The organism is Dehalobacter sp. (assembly GCA_023667845.1).
Lineage (GTDB): Bacteria > Bacillota > Desulfitobacteriia > Desulfitobacteriales > Syntrophobotulaceae > Dehalobacter.
Window position 1 is genome coordinate 37,482 of the sequence record JAMPIU010000125.1, and the last position, 21,375, is coordinate 58,856.

22 protein-coding genes are annotated in these 21,375 nt (G+C 40.5%); 4 read left to right on the forward strand and 18 right to left on the reverse strand.

What is annotated here, in order from left to right; translation table 11 throughout:
* Positions 1-159: 159 nt before the first annotated feature.
* The 15 genes from NC238_09435 to NC238_09505 form a co-directional block, all read right to left on the reverse strand.
* Positions 160-1,551, reverse strand: coding sequence for a reductive dehalogenase (locus NC238_09435; protein MCM1566149.1), 1,392 nt, complete (start codon positions 1,549-1,551; stop codon positions 160-162).
* A gap of 15 nt (positions 1,552-1,566) precedes the next feature.
* Complete coding sequence (locus NC238_09440) at positions 1,567-1,872, reverse strand: dehalogenase (GenBank protein MCM1566150.1); 306 nt, start codon at positions 1,870-1,872, stop codon at positions 1,567-1,569.
* Between the two features lie 137 nt (positions 1,873-2,009).
* The gene (locus NC238_09445; protein MCM1566151.1) at positions 2,010-2,726 is read right to left on the reverse strand and encodes a Crp/Fnr family transcriptional regulator; all 717 of its coding nucleotides are present in this window, start codon (positions 2,724-2,726) and stop codon (positions 2,010-2,012) included.
* Positions 2,727-3,281: 555 nt separating this feature from the next.
* Complete coding sequence (locus NC238_09450) at positions 3,282-3,425, reverse strand: hypothetical protein (protein MCM1566152.1); 144 nt, start codon at positions 3,423-3,425, stop codon at positions 3,282-3,284.
* A 16-nt stretch (positions 3,426-3,441) separates the two neighbouring features.
* Positions 3,442-4,611: a uroporphyrinogen decarboxylase gene (locus NC238_09455; GenBank protein ID MCM1566153.1), complete on the reverse strand. Its 1,170-nt coding sequence runs from the start codon at positions 4,609-4,611 to the stop codon at positions 3,442-3,444.
* A gap of 3 nt (positions 4,612-4,614) precedes the next feature.
* Positions 4,615-5,250, reverse strand: a complete 636-nt coding sequence (locus NC238_09460) for a cobalamin-dependent protein (GenBank protein MCM1566154.1) — start codon at positions 5,248-5,250, stop codon at positions 4,615-4,617.
* A gap of 247 nt (positions 5,251-5,497) precedes the next feature.
* On the reverse strand, positions 5,498-5,641 hold the full coding sequence (locus tag NC238_09465; protein MCM1566155.1) for a hypothetical protein: 144 nt from the start codon (positions 5,639-5,641) through the stop codon (positions 5,498-5,500).
* 13 nt (positions 5,642-5,654) lie between these two features.
* Entirely contained in the window at positions 5,655-6,827 is a 1,173-nt protein-coding gene (locus NC238_09470; GenBank protein ID MCM1566156.1) for a uroporphyrinogen decarboxylase, read from the reverse strand.
* 3 nt (positions 6,828-6,830) lie between these two features.
* Complete coding sequence (locus NC238_09475; GenBank protein MCM1566157.1) at positions 6,831-7,469, reverse strand: cobalamin-dependent protein; 639 nt, start codon at positions 7,467-7,469, stop codon at positions 6,831-6,833.
* A 394-nt stretch (positions 7,470-7,863) separates the two neighbouring features.
* Positions 7,864-9,147, reverse strand: coding sequence for an FAD-dependent oxidoreductase (locus NC238_09480; protein MCM1566158.1), 1,284 nt, complete (start codon positions 9,145-9,147; stop codon positions 7,864-7,866).
* A 1-nt stretch (position 9,148) separates the two neighbouring features.
* Positions 9,149-9,685, reverse strand: a complete 537-nt coding sequence (locus tag NC238_09485; protein ID MCM1566159.1) for an L-2-amino-thiazoline-4-carboxylic acid hydrolase — start codon at positions 9,683-9,685, stop codon at positions 9,149-9,151.
* A complete protein-coding gene (locus tag NC238_09490) occupies positions 9,685-10,086 on the reverse strand; it encodes a hypothetical protein (GenBank protein ID MCM1566160.1) in 402 nt (133 codons plus the stop codon). Before NC238_09490 ends, NC238_09485 begins: the two co-directional genes overlap by 1 nt.
* Positions 10,087-10,176: 90 nt before the next feature.
* Entirely contained in the window at positions 10,177-11,370 is a 1,194-nt protein-coding gene (locus NC238_09495) for a radical SAM protein (protein MCM1566161.1), read from the reverse strand.
* A gap of 183 nt (positions 11,371-11,553) precedes the next feature.
* Positions 11,554-11,724, reverse strand: coding sequence for a MazG-like protein (locus NC238_09500; protein MCM1566162.1), 171 nt, complete (start codon positions 11,722-11,724; stop codon positions 11,554-11,556).
* Between the two features lie 45 nt (positions 11,725-11,769).
* Positions 11,770-12,330, reverse strand: a complete 561-nt coding sequence (locus NC238_09505) for a DNA-3-methyladenine glycosylase I (GenBank protein ID MCM1566163.1) — start codon at positions 12,328-12,330, stop codon at positions 11,770-11,772.
* Positions 12,331-12,888: 558 nt separating this feature from the next.
* Between NC238_09505 and NC238_09510 the strand changes: the two genes are divergently transcribed.
* From NC238_09510 to NC238_09520, 3 genes are all read left to right on the forward strand, one after another.
* A complete protein-coding gene (locus tag NC238_09510; protein ID MCM1566164.1) occupies positions 12,889-13,422 on the forward strand; it encodes a hypothetical protein in 534 nt (177 codons plus the stop codon).
* 386 nt (positions 13,423-13,808) lie between these two features.
* Positions 13,809-15,377: a glycosyltransferase gene (locus tag NC238_09515; GenBank protein ID MCM1566165.1), complete on the forward strand. Its 1,569-nt coding sequence runs from the start codon at positions 13,809-13,811 to the stop codon at positions 15,375-15,377.
* Positions 15,378-15,379: 2 nt separating this feature from the next.
* Positions 15,380-16,684, forward strand: coding sequence for a hypothetical protein (locus tag NC238_09520; GenBank protein ID MCM1566166.1), 1,305 nt, complete (start codon positions 15,380-15,382; stop codon positions 16,682-16,684).
* Positions 16,685-17,010: 326 nt separating this feature from the next.
* Here the strand turns inward: NC238_09520 and NC238_09525 are convergent, their stop codons facing one another.
* On the reverse strand, positions 17,011-18,036 hold the full coding sequence (locus tag NC238_09525) for a D-alanyl-D-alanine carboxypeptidase (GenBank protein ID MCM1566167.1): 1,026 nt from the start codon (positions 18,034-18,036) through the stop codon (positions 17,011-17,013).
* A 282-nt stretch (positions 18,037-18,318) separates the two neighbouring features.
* Here NC238_09525 and NC238_09530 point away from each other — a divergent pair, with 282 nt between their 5' ends.
* Positions 18,319-19,029 carry a VanZ family protein gene (locus NC238_09530; protein ID MCM1566168.1) on the forward strand — a complete coding sequence of 237 codons (711 nt, stop codon included), beginning with the start codon at positions 18,319-18,321 and terminating at the stop codon, positions 19,027-19,029.
* Between the two features lie 21 nt (positions 19,030-19,050).
* Here the strand turns inward: NC238_09530 and NC238_09535 are convergent, their stop codons facing one another.
* Positions 19,051-20,205, reverse strand: coding sequence for a HAMP domain-containing histidine kinase (locus tag NC238_09535; GenBank protein MCM1566169.1), 1,155 nt, complete (start codon positions 20,203-20,205; stop codon positions 19,051-19,053).
* Complete coding sequence (gene vanR, locus NC238_09540) at positions 20,195-20,893, reverse strand: VanR-ABDEGLN family response regulator transcription factor (GenBank protein MCM1566170.1); 699 nt, start codon at positions 20,891-20,893, stop codon at positions 20,195-20,197. Before vanR ends, NC238_09535 begins: the two co-directional genes overlap by 11 nt.
* Positions 20,894-21,375 lie beyond the last annotated feature (482 nt).

Genomic DNA, 21,375 nt, shown 5'->3' on the forward strand with positions numbered 1-21,375 from the left:
TATTTTTTACACATACTAAATTTCTCTAAAACATTTCATGTTAAAATATTACGTGAACAAGCCATGGAAGAAGGTCTCCTCCCGTAATGGAATAAAATTTAAGCGACGGGTTAAAAACCCGTCGCTTAGAGCGCCTTGTTCTATTACGAAGAAATATTTTTAATGAGCAGGAGGAGCTGCTGGGGCCGGAGCCGGAGGGATACTGGCAGGTATCTTATAAAGTTCCGGCCACTCCAACCACCACTTGTACTTCTCGATTTGTTCAGTACCATAGCCGAACATATCGTCAATTGACTTGAGAAGCTTTGAATTGGCTTGCCCTCTGCTTCCAATCCACATCCCAGCTTCATGGAACCAAGAATCTTCCTTGGAGTTCCAGGGACAGACTTTCATGCAACGTCCGCAGGAAGAACCTTCTTCATTGGATACACGGAATTCCGTGCACTTTTTCATGTCGCTGTTCCAACGTAAGTAACCGTTATATTCAATTGGGTCTTTATCATACGTGATGGCTTTGGATGGACATTCAGCCGCACATTTTCCACATACTCTGCAAAAATCCAGCATGCCAAAATCGATTGGTTTATTGGGAAGCAGTGGCAAATCTGTGGTAACAGCCGCTACTTTAAGGCGGAATCCTAGCCGGGGATGGGCTGCGCAGTCTCCTGTTCTGGTTAATTCCCCCAGCCCTGCCGCTAATATTAGGGGTGGCATGACGGCCATATAGTTTCCTGCATGGTTGGCTCTGGCATTATAGCCGAGACTTCTGATGTATTTTGCAATAATAACCGCAATATTACCCGTAGCATGATAACTGCGCATAGATTGAGATGCACTGACTCCGTCATAGCCGGTGGATCCCAACATAGTCTCCAGATGCTGGTCGACCATTACGACAATTACATAGGGATAGCGTTGTGTTACTGGGTAAACACATTCCTCTACCGGTTGGTAAGTCAAATTCTTTGTGGGATTAACTTTATGGGAATAGTAGGCATAAGAAGGCATTTGTCCAATACCAACCTCATCAGCTCTCAGAAAATAGGCAAGGTCTCTAATATGCTGGGACATTTGCTCGGGGTCGGGAATCGGTAATTTCTCAGGCGCCGGTTTGCCGTCTACTGCAGCTTCTGAGGCAACCAAACCGAGAGTCGCACTTATTGCTCCTCCTTGAGGATGTTTAGGAACGAAATTAAAAACTCCTCTATGGGCTCTATCACTAATTAGCCCCCTCCGGGCCAAATTAAACCCCATATCAGCCTCATTGGTATTTTTTACAGTCCCAACAAGCTTGGATGTCCCTAACCACTGATCATTATTTTCTGCAAAACGGACGCTAGCTCCGCCATAGTTATGCTCGGGATGGAGTTTAGACCATCGCCCTTTGGCCGGGGCTAAGTAGTTAACACTACTTGGAACAGCAGCATCCGCCAATTTAGCCGGAGCCTTGATCGCTCCTATGACCCCCATTGCTGTTGCGGCCATTCCAGCTTTAAGAAAATTGCGGCGGTTCATCTCTAATCTTTGTTTTTGTTCGGTTTTTTCTACCATGTTATTACCTCCCTTCTAAGCTTGTACAGCATTGCTTGCTTTTTTTACGCCAATAAAACCTAACAGACGAGCCAAAACAACCGCAAGTACCACAGAAATTCCCAAGAATAAGAATATTGCCGTACTTGTTGCTTTGACGTGGCCAACGCTGGCATTAATGTAAACAAAGGAAATACCAATCCAAGTAATGGCATACCATAGTACAAATAAGCTCCAGTTAAGGACCGTTTTCCACATTAATTCACGCTTGGCACGGGGTTTAATGAAAATAATTCCGCCTAAAAATAACACACCGGCAATAAAAATTAAAAATGTGCTCATATTTTTCACCTCCTTCCAGTTAATGAAGTAGATTTTGTTCATACAAGTACATTATACAAAACAACAAGCAAATGAAGCTTTAAACCGGTTTAAAACTTCATTTGCCTGTTGTTTAAATAATTAAAAATTTATCGCAATTATTTTATAATTTTTTCATTTGTCGCTTCTAAAATATGTGTTTCATGTGTCAATATATTAAGCTTTGCCAAATTACGGATAATTATTTTGTTTTTCTTTTTTTCCAAGATATTCTGCCTTCTTAACCATCCCAATACTTTAGACACTGTTACATAGTGCGTCCCCGTAATTTCCGATATATCTTTCATGGATAGATCAATATTAATCTCTATACAATCGTCTACTTCGATACCACTGGCGAGGCAAAGTTTGTAAAGCAACCTTACAACTCTGACCGTAGGATTAAAATAATTCATTTCTGTTACTTGTTTTGCATAATAATTTATCTTCGATTGATAGTTCTTAAGAACATCAATAACAATATCGTCGTCTGTACGAAAGATTTGTCTTATTTGCTGCTCGGTAAAAAAACAAACTTGGCTGTCTTCTGTGGCAACAGCATAGATGCCACTGAACTCTGTGAATAAAAGACCCAGTATACAATGCTGCCCAGCAAAATACATCAATTTTTCCCGTTCATCCTCAATAAACGCATTGATTCTAAGCCTTCCATAAATCACATAACCTAGAGTTAGCATTCTATCTCCCGGAAAAACAACCGTACTTCCTTTCGGATAAGTTTTTACAGACCCCAAATGAGTATACTTAACTAGTTTCTCAATTGGAAAGAATGTATCCGGAACTACTACGTCCAATTTTTCAAGATCTTCTTTCATACTCGTCTTCCCCCCGTCATTTTTTCAACCGCCGGGTAATATGTGGCTGGCAATATGCTGGTTAAATGCCCATCTCCCCTTTCCCCACTTTATTTTGTATGAAATGTTTTAAATGTTTGCATACATTAATAATTTTCTAAATATTTTATGGTAAACTAAGTGAAAGAAGATTGAAAATCATAAGACGAGAATGCCTAGGTGTATAATACAAAATTGGTCTAATAATAGATTTGACCAAGATAATATTCTTATCATTTGGTTTGTATAGTGGCACGTCTCAAAGAAATAATTGAGGATTTATTAAGTGCGGCTATTAAGTGCTTTACTATCTTAGGAATGCAACTATAGCGCATATATTATACAATATAAACTTTTATTATTCTTTAATCCGCGTTAAGACACTATGCCTGCTTTACCTTCGGAACCGTACCGTTGATTTTTTCTCCGATGATAATCATTATTGTTTTTTCTATGTCCTTTAGTAAAAACAGCCGGGATAAACCCGGCTGTTTTGATTTGTTTTTTGTCTTTTAAGTCTTCCTTATTTTCTTTGTTTTAAAAGAGCGCTAGGAAAGTTACATAGGCAAAGATCATTTCCTGTCCGATATCCCAGCTCATAGCCATTGCAGGATCTTTGTCTGCGAGTTCCGGATGCTCTTTAACGATATCACTCCAAGAGATCAACAATTGTTCTTCCACCGTGAAGCACCTCCTATTAATAAATACCATACTCCATGACAAATTTGTTTACGGCAATAATGTTTTCTGCTTTAGCATCCTGCGGCGCGATAAGTTCCTTATCGGTACCAAAAATGTATCCTCCGCCAGGTGCCAGATTATCCAATAATTCTTTTGCTTTGGCAATACATTCTTCCTTGGTGCCATATTGCAGTAAAGTCGCCGGGAAAAGTCCGATAAGACACATGGTATCTTGGAGCTTTTGTTTCATTTCTTTGGGATCTCCGTGTTCGAACCAGCCCATTGTTTTCTTAGCCGGAAGTTCTTGAAGATGATTGTAAAAACGTGACCAATCGCCTTCGTAGAACGGTATTACATAGACATTGTAGGCAGCAAAAAATTCCATGATCATTTTAAACGACGGCCAGTAATACTTGTCGAAGTCCGCTACTTTCAGCATAGTAGGTAAATGCAGCGGTAATAGAAGGACTTTCGGATTTGGGCTCGGCGGTGCCATGTGCACCTGACCCATGCCAAGCCTGATGACCAACGGTGTGAACGCTTGGATAGCCTCGGCAAATTCTGCCGGACGACGGCGAATGTCCCCGAATGCTCCTTTAATGCCCCTGAAGAAATCCGCAATCCAATCCATTGGGTGTAAAATAATGCCGTCAAATAGCACGGGCATTCCTTGCGCGGCAAGCGAACCCTTAATGGCTCCCTTTTGGGCGCCAAACATCCCAAACTTCATGGCGCCTTTGGCAAATGCTAAATCCCTCATCGGTGAATCCTTAGCCAGCTCGGCGTATTTTCGCGGCAACACCTTCTCTACCAAGAACCTGAACGGATCTTTGCTGAATTCCGGATATTCATCATCTTTCATTATCTGGGCAGATTCGTCGGAATACTGGACAATATTGCTGTCACTTAAGTAGTGAAATGCCTTACTCCCCAACGCCTGATAAACGCCGCCGGGTCTGGCAAAAGGCTGATGAAGCATATCCATCGGAATATCATTCGCCATCTTCAGCATTGCTTTACCGCATTTATCTATGTCCCAATTCGTCTCAGAATCAGTATATCCTCCATAGTAAGCACCCCAAGTCCCATAAGTACCTAGCACTGGGACGCGATCCGCTTGTTCCAACCTTAAAGTTTTGAAGACACGGTCCAAACGTTCTTGATAAGTATTCATTACTTCACTCATTGATCAACCCACCCATCCTTGGCATATTTTTACACCTTCAGCGGCGTTTGTCGAGAAGGCGTCGGCTCCTATGCTTTTGCAAACAACCTCATTAACCGGTACTCCGCCGATAATCACCTTGACTGAACTTCTGAAGCCTGCTTCATTAAGCGCATCAACCGTTTCCTTCATACTATCCAGCGCCAAAGTCAATACGCCGCTTAATCCCACGATATCAGGGTTAACCTCTTTAACCTTGTCCACGATCTGGCTGACCGGAACATTAATCCCCAGGTCGATTACCTCAAAATTTGCGGCTTCAACCATTGATCTGAATATATTTTTGCCTATGTCATGAAGATCTCCAAAAACTGTAGCCAGGACAATTTTTCCGCCTTTTGCTGAGGAACCTGCACTTAAAGCCGGTTTGAGCTTGTCCATTACACTTTGCAACACTTCCCCGGCAAAGACCAAGTCTCCGATAAAGTACTCGCCCGAATCATAACGTTCACCTACGAGTGTCATACCTTGCTGACAGGCTTTAACAACTTCTTGAGCTGCGGCATTGTCGTCTTTGCTTAGTACTTCATCAATAGCCTTGTTTAACACGTCTTCGTCCAAATCGGACATCGCTTGAGTCAGGACTTTCAAATCCACCACTTCAAATCATCCTCCTTAAATTTTTTTGTTTAGTTTTGTAATTCTGAAATAATTTTCTTATTCCATTAACTCGTCTATACAAGTAAAGATATCATTTGCAGAAAACATATGAATTAGTGGGCGATAATTTGTTCATAGGTCTTTTGATTTTTTCCAATGATGATCGTTAAGTCTCCCCTTTATGATTAAACAAAACAACCGGGTTTAAACCCGGTTGTTTTGTTTAATCTTCCTTATTCTCTTTGTTTTAAAAGAGCGCCAGGAAAGTTACATAGGCAAAAATCATTTCCTGCCCGATATCCCAATTCATTCCCATTGCGGGATCTTTGTCTGCGAGTTCCGGATGCTCTTTAACGATATCACTCCAAGAGATCAACAATTGTTCTTCCACTGTGAAGCACCTCCTATTTATAAATCCCATACTCCATGACGAATTTATTTACGGCGATGATGTTTTCCGCCTTACCATCCGCTGGTGCAAGAAGTTCCTTATCGGTACCAAAAATGTAGCCTCCGCCTGCCATACCGTCGATTAATTCTTTCGCTTTGGCAATACATTCTTCCTTGGTCCCATATTGCAGCAGAGTTGCTGGGAAAAGTCCGATGATGCACAGGGTGTCTTTGAGTTTATCTTTAAGCTCTTTGGGATCGCCATGTTCAAACCAGCCCATTGTTTTCTTGGCCGGCAATTCTTGAAGATGATTGTAATAACGCGACCAATCGCCTTCGTAGAACGGTATCACATAGACATTATGGGCAGCAAAAAATTCCATAATCATTTTAAACGACGGCCAGTAAAACTTATCAAAATCCGACGTTTTAAGCATCGGAGGCAAATGCAGCGGGAAAAGAAGAACTTTTGGGTTTGGTTTCGGCGGTCCCATGTGCACCTGACCCATGCCAAGCCTGATTACCAACGGTGTAAACGCTTGGATGGCCTCCGCGAATTCCGCCGGACGACGGCGAATATCCATAAATGCGCCTTTAATGCCCCGGAAGAAATCAGCAATCCAATCCAATGGGTGTAAGATAATGCCATCAAATAACAAAGGCATTCCGTATTGCGCGGCAAGCGCGCCCTCAATGCCTCCCTTTTGGGCACCATACATTCCAAACTTCATGGCGCCTTTGGCGAATGCCAAATCCTTCATCGGGGAATCCTTAGCCAGTTCGGTATACTTTCGCGGCAAGACCTTTTCTACCAAAAACTTGAACGGATCTTTGGTAAATTCAGGATATTCATCATCTTTCATTATTTGGGCAGACTCATCAGAATACTGTACGATATTGCTATCACTTAAATAGTGGAATGCACTGCTCCCCAACGCCTGATACACGCCACCCGGCCTGTTGTAAATCATATGGATCATATCTACTGAAAGCTCATCTGCTACTTTCATTAGGGCTTTACCGCATTTATCCGTATCCCAATTGGTTTCTGCATCGGTATACCCTGCAAAGTAAGAACTCCAAGTTCCGTAAGTAGCCAGCACCGGAACGCGGTCTGCTTGTTCCAATCTTAAGGTTTTAAAAACACGGTCCAAACGTTCTTGATATAGATTCATAACTTCACTCATTGATCAACCCACCCATCTCTGGCATATTTTTACACCTTCAGCTGCGTTTGTCGAAAAGGCATCGGCACCTATGCTTTTACATACATTCTCATTAACGGGTACGCCGCCGATAATAACCTTAACTGAATTTCTAAAGCCTGCTTCATTAAGCGCATTAACTGTTTCTTTCATACTATCCAGCGCTAAAGTCAATACGCCGCTTAAGCCCACAATATCAGGGTTAACCTCTTTAACCTTGTCCACGATCTGATTAACCGGAACATTAATCCCCAGGTCGATTACCTCAAAATTTGCGGCTTCAACCATTGATCTGAATATATTTTTGCCTATGTCATGAAGATCTCCAAAAACTGTAGCCAGGACAATTTTTCCGCCTTTTGCTGAGGAACCTGCACTTAAAGCCGGTTTGAGCTTGTCCATTACACTTTGCAACACTTCCCCGGCAAAGACCAAGTCTCCGATAAAGTACTCGCCCGAATCATAGCGTTCACCTACGAGTGTCATACCTTGCTGACAAGCTTTAACAACTTCTTGAGCTTCTGCGGCATTGTCGTCTTTACTTAGTACTTCATCAATAGCCTTGTTTAGCACGTCTTCGTCCAAATCGGACATTGCTTGAGTCAGGACTTTCAAATCCACCACTTCAAATCATCCTCCTTAAATTTTTCTTTCATACCGATTGTGCTTGCAGTTCTTAGCCTGGAACAATATCCTCATTCCATTCTATTGTCTATACAAGTAAATATATCATTTGCTAATAATATGTGTTATAGTTACAACTAAATCTTTGTTCATATTTTTTAAATTTTTAGTTATAATTTGTATTATTGATCCAGCCTATACTGTCTAATTGCCTTTGTAGTTCGATAATTGCTGTTTCAAAGGCCTCACCTTTTAGTTTTGGCATCTTCTTCTGATTTTTCAGCAATGATTCAGCACATATCCAAAATAGATGTATTAATTTTATTATTTCCCTTTTTTTAATATTGTTTCACTAAGTTTTTACCTAATCGCTCCAACCGGACAATTGTCGTGGTCATAGCTCCATGATAATTTTACCGACTCTCTTCGCCATAGCCATTATCGTAAGTATGGGCGGATTTCCCAAAGACTCGGGAAATAGCGTTGCATCGGCAACGTACAGGTTTTCAGGAAGCTTGGGATTGTGAAAGGTTTCCGCTTCCTGTCTTGTGAGCGGCAGCATGCCGCCGGGATGCCCGGCATTGATCGTTCCAAGGAAAATATTGTCCTTCCTTATACCATACCTGTTCAGTATCTCCTTGCAGATCCCGACTCCCTCCTGCAGTCTTTCTTTATCAATACCAGTAAGTGTTTTATTGATTTTTTTGTTATCAACACTTCCAGCATTTGAATCCGCCAGCTTGATCATCAGGGCCAAGGTATCCGAGGCAGGATACCGCCAGCTTTTATTAAAGAAAAAACTTAGATAATCAAAATACGGGGACAAAATATAATGCTCCCGCTGTACAGCAAAGGGCATGGAAAGCTCCGTGTTCTGAAGGCTTCCCTCATACTCGGCAGCTACGCAGAGGACCGGATCAACAAACAGTCTGCTTTCGCATTCAATTCCCGAATTCTGAAGGATTACAGGGGTAGAAAAACCGCCTGCCGCTAGGATGACAATATCAGCCGGATAGAATACGGAATTCATGCCTTTCTGCGCCTGTACTCCCTTGACGGAACCCTTTTCTGTAACTACCTTGGAGACCTTACAGCCTATAACCAGTTCCGCTCCTGAATCCTGTGCGGCCTTCAGAAATTGACGGCTGTCCCACTTCACACCGTACCGGCAGCCCAAGACACATCTCCCGCAGTTGGTACAGCGCTCATAATCTCCAAGCTTTGGTAAAGGTTGGGGATTCAGATCCATTTCTTTGCATATTTCAAACAATTCCTTGGTGGTATCCCGCCATTTATTCTGATGATTATTTGTAACGGGAATCTCCCGATAAAGCTCCTCGAATTCATCATCCAGATCAATTCCAAGCTCCTTAAGCCCTTTGTCCATACGAAGCGCATTTCCGGCAGAAAGCGTGGTCGTCCCGCCCAGGCCGGTCCCGCTGACCATAACCATGCCATCTTCGGTTTTATGGACTTTCATGGACGGAAACAGCAGCTGTATTTCCCTTTCATCAAAGAACAGTCCGGTTTTCTTTAGCTTCTCCAAGGCAGGCCAACTAAAGGAGAAAGGCTTAAACTCTCTGCCTGTCTCCAGAACAGTTACCTGAAATTTCTCCTGCAGCTTCTTGGCCGCGGCTGCTCCGCCTGCACCGCTGCCAACTACGATTACTCTTTTCATTTCAACTCTCCCTGCTGAAATATCCTTTACAGCAGCTGCCGCCTTCAGTGATTCTTTGCTTAAAACACAGCCTGCCGCCGCCTGAAACTCCCGCCGCCAGTCCTTCATCCAGTGAAGAAATAAGCTTGCAGACTTCTCCGGAATAATATTTACTGAAAAAGCACTGTTTAATGATAAACTCGCCCTGCCTGTCATATTGAAAATCGATGCCCATAAGCTTATAAATAACTGTAAGTACCGTGACAGCTTCTTCCCAGGTTATGATATGAAGGCTTCTTCTTAAGCCTTGTCCAAAAATATAAGAATTTTGATACAACCGCTGTTTCAGTTCTTCAGGAGGGCGTCCGCTCTGCAAATAGCTCTCGGCCTGTTCCTTGGTAAATATAGCGTATTCCGACAAGCACTCGGCAAAAGAAAGCCCCTTAAGCTCCGGCAGCTCACATCGGAAGGCATCAGCCGTCAATCGGAATAATTCATTCAGCTTTTTCTTTTTGATAAATTCAGGCATGCGGAGCCGCATAATTTTCTGAAGCATCATCAAACCCCTGTTTTTTTCATTTCCATGAGGATTAAGGCTGCAATACCTATGCAACCGTCAATCACAAAGTTGGTAAGATATATTAGGTAATGCTGGTGCATCAGGAATAGATAAATTGAAAAAAACGAAGATGCCAGTTTGCCATGAGCCAACAAGAACGGATAAATCTTTTGCTGCGGATAGCGGTACATCAGAATTGCAAGCACCGTTACAAGATACATGTAAGCCGCAGCCAGCGTCAGATAAAAGCTGCTACCTTGTACCGGAGACTGGGGCAATCCGAAATAAGATGAAAACCTGTTAAAAAAAATCAAGGCCGAGTCGGGGAAAAATAGAAAAATGAATCCTACAACGGCAAATATTACTGCTGCGGCAAGACTGAACAGTTTATACAATCTCACACCTATACCCCCATCTTATATTGCTCGCTATTCATTGTTCACTATTTATTGCTCGCTATTTATTGCATCTATGCAACTGTTCCTATCACTTTATCGCATCTGGTACAATCGTGAGAACTTGGACAGCGGGCTAAACCGGGCTTCCTTCATCATCTCCAAGGTATCCTCTTTGCTTAAAGGAGACTTTCCCTGATAATATTTTTTCAGCAATTCATAGTTTTTGTTCATAAAACAGCAGCTTTCCGACGGAAAATGCGCTTTCATCTCTGAAAAAACGGCTTGCACCGGCTTATTCCGTACATTACCAAAGGTCATGGGCGTAAACACACAGGGGCTTACCTCCCCAAATGCATCAATATAGACCATTTTGTGGCCTGCATTACAGCCGAAGTGCTCTCCCCCCTCAAAATGTCCAAGATAATTAACCGTTATTTTTCCCTCTTTATTGTATTTGTCCTGCAAGCTGACCAGGCTTAAGCGTTCCTCTTCGGTGATGACTGCAGCTTTGTTCCAGAAGGCCTCTGCCGTCGGCTTGGTTTCACTCAGCCAGGCTTCATGGATATCAAGGCTGATCAGGAACTTAAGAAATTCCTGCACCTGATTTTTCTGGAGCATCTCTCTGGATATGACCGCTGATACACTGACATGGACACCTATATTTTTAAATATATCTATCGCCTCGAGCGCCTTTTGATAAGCCCCAACGCAACCCCTGATCCGGTCATGTTCTTCTTTTTCCCAATGGTCCAGGCTGATTGAGACATACAAAAGGCCTGCTTGCTTAAGCTCCGCTGCCAGTTGCTCCGTAATGCTCATGCCTGTGGTAAACAGCTTTATGGCACAATCATTTCCGACACTTTTTACAATCTCAACGATATCTTTGTTCATAAGCGGTTCCCCACCGGTAAAGCCCAGCCAAAAAACGCCCATTTTCTTCAGTTCCTGGATGAGCTGCTTGATTTCAGCGGTACTTAGCAGCTCCCCGCTTCTATTCTTGTTATAACAATATCGGCAATTCTGTGGGCAGACATTAGTCAAGCCGATTTGAGCGTGGGAGGGTCCCTCCGTCCTTGCCAGCAGATGCTCATTGATGAAGCGGGTAAAGGCTTTGCTGTTTACCGAAGGCAGATGCGAATGAATGATCAGCTGCCCGCCTATATTCAACAAATTGAACTTTCCCATATATTTAGCCAGGAACCAATTAATCGAAGGTTTTACCCTAATGATCTGCGGGTTTGACAACAATGCTTTGACCAGGGCAATTTGATTCTTAAATTTAGCCATGTGTTAATAACCTCATCATTCACTTTATCTTTTGGCCCACTGATAAGCAGCATTCCGCTTATTCGTTTAATTCTGAAATACAATTCCATCATAATTATCACACATATCAGCAGAATAGTCTGTATCAGTAAGTGATGATTTGGACTATTTTTATTAGATTCCCTCTTCCATATGCTAATTAACTCAATCACTTAAATGTTTTTCAGTTTTGGATAGGAATTTCTCCAATGCTTCGCTGATATCAATATTCATGCGTTCAGCCAAAATAATCAGCCACCATATGCATTCGCCAAGTTTATGTTCCAGTTCGGATACAGTTTCCCCATTTGTCGGCCAACGCCCCTGTTGAGACATTGTATCTTTTATTTTCCTCCTCTTCTTTCTATAAAAACTTATGGTTTATCTGTTTGCCGAATGGTTAGGGCACGTTCTTATATGGTCATCCACCATGCCGATTGCTTGCATGAATGAGTAGACGGTCACCGGGCCGACGAATTTAAAGTTTCGTTTTTTTAAATCTTTACTGATTTGTTCCGATAGAGTAGTCTGAGCAGGAATATGTCCATCGGATTCCCAATTGTTTATCACCGGATTAAAATCAACGTAGCGCCATAAGAAGTTTGAAAAACTTCTAAATTCTAATTGTATGTTGGTGACTGCTAAGGCATTGCTTCTTACAGCTTTAAGTTTTGATAGATTTTTAATAACATTGTATTGCTCTCTGATGTTTTCTAATTCTTCATCGCTTAACTTTGAACAATAAGCAATATCAAAATTGTGGAAAGCTTTTTTATAGTTTTCTCTTTTGGAAAGTACGATATTCCATGATAATCCTGATTGAGCACCTTCTAATGTAAGCATTTCAAATATATACGAATCATCATGGCTTGGTACACACCACTCGTTGTCATGATACAGTTGCATCATTTGATTTTTTCCAGGCCATAAACATGCACTCATGGAAATCCTCCCAGTCATTTTTTGACACATTGCTATTATACCATTTTAACTTTTCCCATAATCGTCAGCGCTGACGAATTCGAATGCGCCTTCGAATTTGGGACAGGCCTGGCCGTATAAAATTTTAAGTAGCCTTTACTTAAAAAAGCTACTTAACTTAGCACAAAAAATAAAATATATGTGTTGGATCAATGTTTTTTTGCTATGCGCAAAAATAGCTGTGTCTGGAATCGAACGCCAGAACGCTCTTTTTTTGTTGGTACTTTTCAATTATTTTTAGCCTGACTTACAAAAGTATTCTACCTATAAATAATTATGATATTGACGAAACTGGCGAAATCTCAACCTTAACCGGATTTGAGCAGACTCTTTTCACCGCTTCACTGTGAAATTGCTGTCGCCCTCTACTTTTCATCATTATAAATGCTAACAAAGTCAACTAAAAGTATATTGTATGTATCAATCTACAACGGACAATAAATGAATTACTTTCCAGTGTAATTTATTTTGTTTAATCATAAAATATCATAAAATATCTAATAAAGGAGGATGATTACTTTGTATAAAATAAAAGATAGGGAAACACTTGCAATTGTTTCAGGCGTTATTGGTTTGGCAGGAATGACTCTTGCTGATGGAATATCCAGGCGAATACGGATATCTAAACGATCATATCGGGAAGCTGCGGCAGGGATGTTTTTATCCAAGGGTCAAGCAAAAAGCTCAAAAGGACAAGCTCTTGGCTTAATTATGAACTCTGCCGTCAGCATCCTTGGAGCTAATTATATTATTAAGCGTTTAACCCAAAGCGGTCGCGATAAGCTTCTGGTTAAAGGAATAGTAGCCGGGACTGCCATCGGCGCAATCGCTACGGCCATTCCAAATGTTGTTCCTAAAAATCGTGTCAAACCTAAAGATGCGGCAAGCAATCTATCCTATGTTGGTACTAATATCGTGTATGGAATACTTGCCACTTTCGCTGCTGCTCTATTTGGACATGATTCATTATTCGATGCTCCCCCTCAAAACGACTACTTGGAACCAACTGAAAAGACGAGCGAACAAGTGAGAATGGCTCGTGTGTTAGGCTGATTTTGACACATCTGTCATAAAAATCATTTTACTCATTTGCCTGCATTTGACATGCTATTTGACATTATGCTTACTTGATGCTACACTAAATATTAGCACTCGGAGTCGAAGAGTGCTAATAATAAAATTTGATAAGACTGCGAGAAGTCACTTTTTATTTAAAGTGGCTTTTTTTTATAACCTTAACCAGTAAATATTATCCATGAATTACTTTTATTTCTAAATAAGTAAGGAGATGATACGAAATGGGAGACAAGAATCCAAAAAAGTTGAAGAAAAAGAAGAAAATACTTGAGAAAGCCCCTCTGCAACCCACAATCACACCGGAAACAGTCCCGGAAAAGAAACCTAAAAAGCATCAATAGAAAAGTCAGGAGTTAGCATCATTGAATAAAAAAAGAGTATTGGTTGGCAGTCCGGTATATCAAAAGCCGAAAATACTGGAGGCATTTTTGGCGTCCCTGAAAAAGCTTACCAGGAATACAATTATATTGGATTATATGTTTATCGATGACAATGAGGATGAAAATTCCAGCAAGCTGCTGGCTGATTTTGCAAGAGAGGCATCATTGGTTGTCACCATTTGTGGTGAAAAACAAGGGAACTATCTGTGCGACGATGAATCCCATTATTGGGATGACGGCTTAATGTTGAAGGTGGCAAATTACAAGAACAGCATTATTAATTACGCAATTGAAAATAATTACGATTATCTATTTTTGGTGGACTCCGATTTGGTTTTACACCCCGGTCTGATTGAACAGCTAAAAAACACGGATAAGGATATTATCTCTGAAATCTTCTGGAGCCGGTGGCATAAGGATAGGCCTTTGGAACCCAATGTTTGGTTGTTTGACGAATATGACTTGGTGCCCAAGGAATTGGGTGAAAAACTGAGTGAAGAAGAGATGCAGATACGACAAAGCAGGTTTTTAAACCAACTCAGACTTCCCGGCGTGTATGAAGTAGGCGGGTTAGGCGCGTGCACCTTGATCAGCAGCGCTGCCTTGGCGGCGGGTATTAGCTTTGAACCAATCAAGAACTTAACCATCCATGGCGAAGACAGGTTTTTCTGCATACGGGCAGCGGTGCTTGGTATTGACCTATTTGTTGATACCCATTATCCCGCGTACCATATTTACAGGGAACAGGACTTAGCCGGGGTAGCGTCTTATGTAAAAAGTAGCGACGCAGACCTTGCCTTTGTAAGACAATCTAAAAAAGATGGAAATAAAATCACGCTTTCGATGGTTGTGAAAAATGAAGAAAGACGCTATCTAAAGCAGGTCCTCAGTAGTTTAAGCGGGTACATTGATGAAGCAGTTATTATTGATGATGGAAGCTCAGACCATACAATTAATTTGTGCCGAGAAATATTGAAGGATATACCTCTGCATATCATCCAAAATGAAGAGCCAATGTTTACCCACGAGGCTGAGCTCAGGAAAAAACAATGGCATGAAACGATAAAAACAAATCCGGACTGGATTTTAAACCTTGATGCTGATGAGATGTTGGAAGACAGTTTTTGGGATCACGCCCAAAACCTGATTAAAAATCAAGATTACGATTTATATTGTTTCAGGCTATATGATATGTGGAATGAAACCCACTATCGCGAGGACAAATATTGGAATGCCCATAGTATTTATCGGCCATTTTTAATGAGATACCAGCCTGATTTTAATTATAAATGGAATGAAATCCCTCAGCATTGCGGGAGATTTCCAGTAAACACATTCTCTTTGCCAAGCGTTGAAATTGTATTTCGAATAAAGCATTTTGGTTGGGCTACACAGGAAGACAGAACGGGAAAGTATCAAAGGTATCAGCTTTTAGATCCGGACGCCATCTACGGGAACAGAGAACAATATGATTCGATTATGGATACAACTCCGAATCTGATCAAATGGGAAGCGGGCGAGGTCGTATATATATTGAGGAAAAGAAAATAAATGTGGGTGTCGGCTTTGCAACGGGACGCAAAAATTTTAAAAATGTGGTAAAAACCTATGTGAACAACTGGAACGAATCCGGACTCGTCGATAATACAAGAATTGCGCTCCACCTGTTTGTCGCTTACGATTTGACGTATAAAGACACCATCGTGAATGATTACAAAATTACGGACGAAGAAATCCTGGATACGGTAGACTCGGCCTATTACCTAGGCGATGCTGCCATAACAAACGAGGCTCAATTTCTTATTGAAAAGAAGGTTATTGATTTAAAAGAGGCTGAGCTTATATTTGGCGATGGCTATGCTATGAAAAGAAATGCAGTTCTGTATTTTGCCTTAAAAAATAAAATGGACTATCTTATTTTCTTTGATGATGACGAATACCCTATAGCTAATATAAAAATTAACAATAGCCTTGCTTGGAAAGGCCAAGAGGTTCTATCAACGCATATTAAGAATATTATCCATGCGGACATGACTCATGGGCATCATTGCGGTTACATTTCTCCCATCCCCCAATTGGATTTCAACGGCAAACTTTCGGAAGACGATTTTAGGATTTTTATTGAATCACTTAGCAACGATATTATTAATTGGGATTCAATTAAAGAAAAAATGGATAATGGCGGCGTTACGTATGCTGACATTGATGTTGTCAATAGCAAAATTACTGAAGTTGTTAAAGAGAAAAACGGCATGAAATTCATTTCGGGTGCTAACCTGGGCTTTAATCTTAAAAATCTTGATAAATTATTTCCCTTTTATAACCCGCCGGGAGCAAGAGGAGAAGACACTTTCTTAAGCACCTGTATTTGTGAATGTACAATAAGAAAAGTTCCTTGCTATACCTTCCATGATGGCTTCTCTACCTATCAACATTTGCTTCTCGGTGTGCTTCCTAATAAATTAAAAGCGATGAGAGCTGACTCGGGAGTAAATACGGAGAGGTTTTTAAGAGCTTCCATCGGCTGGATCAGGTACAAGCCACTCCTGCTTTATATCACGCAAAGAAGCAATTACCAAACAGAAATCGCGAAAATAAAAAAGAACTTAGAAAATGTTATCCCAAAAATTTGTGATTATTTTGCAAATGACCAATTTAAAATTATTTTGAATGAGCTTGAATTTTATCATACGCATGTGGAAGATCATCATAACGATTTTGAAAATACGAAGTTAGCGTGGCTAAAAATAATAAAATTTTTAAAGAATAGTGAAAAAGTATCCACAAAAATAAGTTCTCCGCAGAAAGAAGGAAGATATCCTCAAGTTAAAGGAACGAATGTGCCTGTCGGAGCCTAATGCGCAAAAGTTGTTCGGTATCAGCCACATCCGTTTCTCTGCTTTTACGGTCCTCGGCAGTCATTTTCAACTGCCTACAATTTGTTGTCAGTTGATAGATTGATTTCTTTATAGCCATCATACCAAACGCATGTTCTATTTGCAATAGCTGGAACCGCTTGAAATAAGGCTATTTTTTCTCTATCAAAACGCAACACTCAACGTGCCTTGAGTGTACAAAAGAGATGCCGTTAAACCTAGTATGGCCTTGGCGGCAGGATGTATTTCAGAAAAAAGCCTGTGGATGCGGCAGTGCAAAATCTAAATAAATTCTTATGAAGAACTTATTATTTTCTTATACTGTTGTATACAGCTAATGCATCGGTAATATTATACTGTTCCGAAAGGTGATCTCCTTTTGCACCAGCTGAAATCAGAACATATTCTTGTTTACCCACTTTGGCGAGACTCGCGAGACATAGACCGGCCTCATCGGTATATCCAGTTTTCCCTCCTAAAATTTCCCCACCGATAATGCTTTGATTGTTGAAGTCCTCAAACATGGTATTGTAAAAGGTTATCCCGCCAGGGTGCTTATTCGTAGGTTGTGTGGAATGACGGGATGAAGTAAAAATCTCCCGGAAAGTATCATTTTGCAAAGCATAGCTTAGAAGAATAGCCAGATCCTTGACTGTTGTGTAGTGGTTTTCATTGTGAAGTCCGATCGCATTTTCAAAATGGGTATTGTCCATACCAAGACCTGCCGCCTTTTGATTCATTATTTTTACAAAATTCTGCTCTGATCCCGCAACCTGATCAGCAAGTCCAATACAGCACTCCGCGCCACTCGGTAGCATTACTCCGTATAACAGATCGATTGCCCTGACCTGCTCACCCGGTTGGAAACCTGCCATTGATGCATCTGCTTCGTACAGTCCCTGAAACGTAGAATTGGTAAGTTTAATTTCTTCCTTCAGGTCAGGTAAATTTTCTATCGCCACAATGGCTGTCATCATCTTAGTCAAAGAAGCAGGATAGATTTTTTCTTCGCTGTTTTTTTGCATCATGATGGTATGATCTTTTAACCGGATCAAAATCGCATTAGGACTGTTCAGCTTGTCGAAAGATATAGAAGCTGAGAGATCTGGTTCTATCTTTGACGAAGGAACCGGTGTTGTTCTATCGTCAGAAGAATCGGGGGTTACCTTTAAAGAAGAATATGACGAGGCTTTATCGTCATATTCTTTCTCAAATATTTGGTGGTTTCCTGGAGTAATGATGGATTTGTAAGCTAAAGCAGCAATGACAACCGTCAACAAAAAAGTTACAAATATGCGTATTCCTGACTTTTTCTTTTTTATTTTTCGTACCATACTCTAAAACAGCTCCTTATTCTGTGCTGATATTATTCAACCACAGAACAAGGAGCTATGTTGGAATTCCAGCTTATGAATTTCTTAAGATTTTCTTATAACGGTATCTGGAGTTTCACTGTGACATACATGTTCTTTGCGACACTACTGCATCCTGATAGTTGTAAAAATAGGAATAAAACTTTATTAAGGAGAAAATCACCCTATCTTAAGGTTTTATTAAGACATTTCTTTTTTAAATATCCTAGAATAAACAAGTTAATTACAACGGAGGTAAATTTAGTGATCATTACGATTTTAATGTTTATTATAGTGTCGATTACATGGTTTATTAGTACTTTGCCATTCTTGATTCCATACCATATACTACTGACCTCTCAAAGCAAAAAGATTGGCTATAAACTGTCAATTGAACATATTGTAATCGTATATATCTTTGTGTACTACCTTACTGGTGTTCTAGATTTTACTGGAATTTATACCATTTTAAGGGATATTGTTCATAACAGCTTTGGTATAATAACACCAAAGGGGTTGAATATTCAACCGGATGAGATTAATCTGATTCCATTTCGTTGGCTTACAGAGGGTGTTCGCCCATACATAGAAAATATATTACTTTTTATACCTCTTGGATTTATGCTTCCGTGTATTTGGAAAAAGTATGAAGTGTTATGGAAAACAGCATTATTCGGTATTACATTCTCTCTTATTATAGAATTGAGCCAATTGTTCAATAGAAGAGTAACGGATATTGATGATTTACTGATGAATACTCTCGGAGCGTTAATCGGATGGGTAATTTTCAGGCTGCTGCAAGAATATTTAGCAAAATTACAGAAGAAGGTTTCTGTCCAAAGTCCCAATATCGAAAAAATTCCCTTGCTCCTTCGTGAAGAGGCATGTTTTTATATGGCCAGCGCATTAGCCGGTATGTTCTTTGTGTATAACCCATTTTTAATTTACCCATTTTTAAGATCTTTATTTAATTAACAAAAAGACAAGCTATCTGACTTAAGCAGATAACTTGTCTTTTTCTTGCTTTTGTGGAAGCACGACAGTGAAGACTGTCTTTTCTGTATTACTTTGCACGAAGATATTGCCTCCATGCGCGTTGACGATTTCTTTGGCAATAGCCAGTCCAAGCCCGGCACCGCCTGTATTGGCAGAACGGGATGTGTCCAGCCGAAAAAATTTCTCAAATATCGTTTCCAGCTTTTCTCGTGGGATTGCATTACCTTGATTCGTAAAAGTTATAACAATATTTTTTTCCTGCTGCTGAGCAGAAATGTCAATGACGCTGTTTTCATAGCTATAGGCCAGCGCATTTTTCAAAATGTTATTGAATACCCGGGCCAGTTTGTCTGCATCTCCCCACAGGGTGAGTCCGTCGGGCACATTGACGGACACCTGCTTTCCTCGCGGAGTCAGCATGGGATAGAATTCATCCGCCATTTGCTGGAGCATGAATTGTAAATTGATTTTCTCTTTATTCAAAACAATCGTTTGAAGATTAAATCTTGTAATCTCAAAAAACTCATCGATAAGCTGCTCTAAACGATAAGCTTTTTCCAAGGTAATACCGACATATTTTGCCTTCTGCTCAGGAGGCATATCAGGAGCTTCATCCAAAAGACTTAAGTATCCTATAACGGAGGTCAGAGGTGTCTTGATATCATGAGCCAGGTAAACTACCAAATCATTTTTGCGCTGCTCGGCATCAAGAGCAGCCTTGTTTTGTTTTTTTAAGTTGTTTTTTATCTGATTTAGCTTATTTTCCATAAAATCCAATTCTGGCGATAATGTAATTTCAGAATCTGATTCCTCAGTAAGTTTATCCATTCCGGCGCTGATTTCATCAAAATATTTTGTGAACCAAGAAACAAAAAATCGAAAAAGGATAACTAAAAAAATCAGGCTTACAACAATAAGAATCATATCCATATTGTTGCGAATCACCAACTGATAGATTGTCAGGGCGTCCGAATTATTAAAATGAAAAGCGTTCATTAAAAATTTAACGATAAGATCTCCGAACTGTCCACGCAGGATTTGCCGCAACAGAAAAACAGTCACAGCTGCGGCAACTGTGATCAGACTTATTTGCAAAAATACTTTCCTTTTTAATTTTATATAATCATTCTTTCTTTTAGCTCTCTTACTCTTCAATTTTATAGCCAACCCCCCATACCGTTTTGATATATTTAGGATGCTCCGCGCTGTCTTGCATTTTTTCCCTTATATGCCTGATATGAACCATTACCGTATTATTACTGTTGCTGAAATACTTGTCTCCCCATACCTCTTGGAACAATTCTTCCGAACTGACTACCCGTCCGCGGTTGGAACAAAGGACCCAAAGAATGGAGAATTCAGTAGGAGTGAGAGCTAGCTTTTTTTCATTCAACGTACATTCATGGGTGTCCATGTCCAATACCAAGCCGGAAAAAGCAATCAAGTGTTCTTCCTGATTTCGCTCTGAAGAATTATATTTGGTAAATCTCCGGAGCTGCGCCTTGACACGGGCAATAAGCTCCAAGGGACGGAACGGCTTGGTGATATAGTCGTCCGCACCTAAGGTCAGCCCGGTAATCTTATCGATTTCTTCTTCTTTGGCTGTCAGCATGATAACCGGAAAGTTATGCTTTTCCCGGATTTGCTGACAGATAGAAAAACCATCTACATCAGGAAGCATGACATCCAAAATGGCGAGATCCAATCTTTCATTTTCAATGCAGTTAAGAGCATCCTTGCCGTCATAAAATTTAAAGACATTATAATTTTCGTTTTTCAGATAAACTTCTACCAAATCGGCAATAGCCTGTTCATCATCAACTATTAAAATATTTGCAGCCAAGAGCGTCATCTTCTTTCTTTTAAGTATATGACCCCATAATTATTATACCGCAAAGCAATAATCCATTTTATAGCTTTTTACTTATTATAATCTTAAGAATTTCTGAATATCGCGATACTGATAGTCTTTTACACCAATATAAATATCAATTTTGACAATAGCAAGGGTTTAAGCAATAAATTGCACTTGCGGTCCTGGATCGTCATCGGCGGAACTCCTATTTCCAGAGACAAAGTCCGTTCACTCTTGCCATGATAAAATAATTCAATAATAAGGTACCTTTCATGGTCATCGAGCAGAGGCAATCCGGCATCTTTGCAATCATATCCTTCATAGCGATTGCTACCTCAATAGTATCCTTTCACTTAGGTGATCGCATACTCCACGGGGATGCCTTTCTCCATGAAGTTTTCAAGCGAAATGTTGTATTTGTTTGCCAGTGGGGTTGTGATACCTCGTGTGTCCGACTGTTTTTGTGCCAT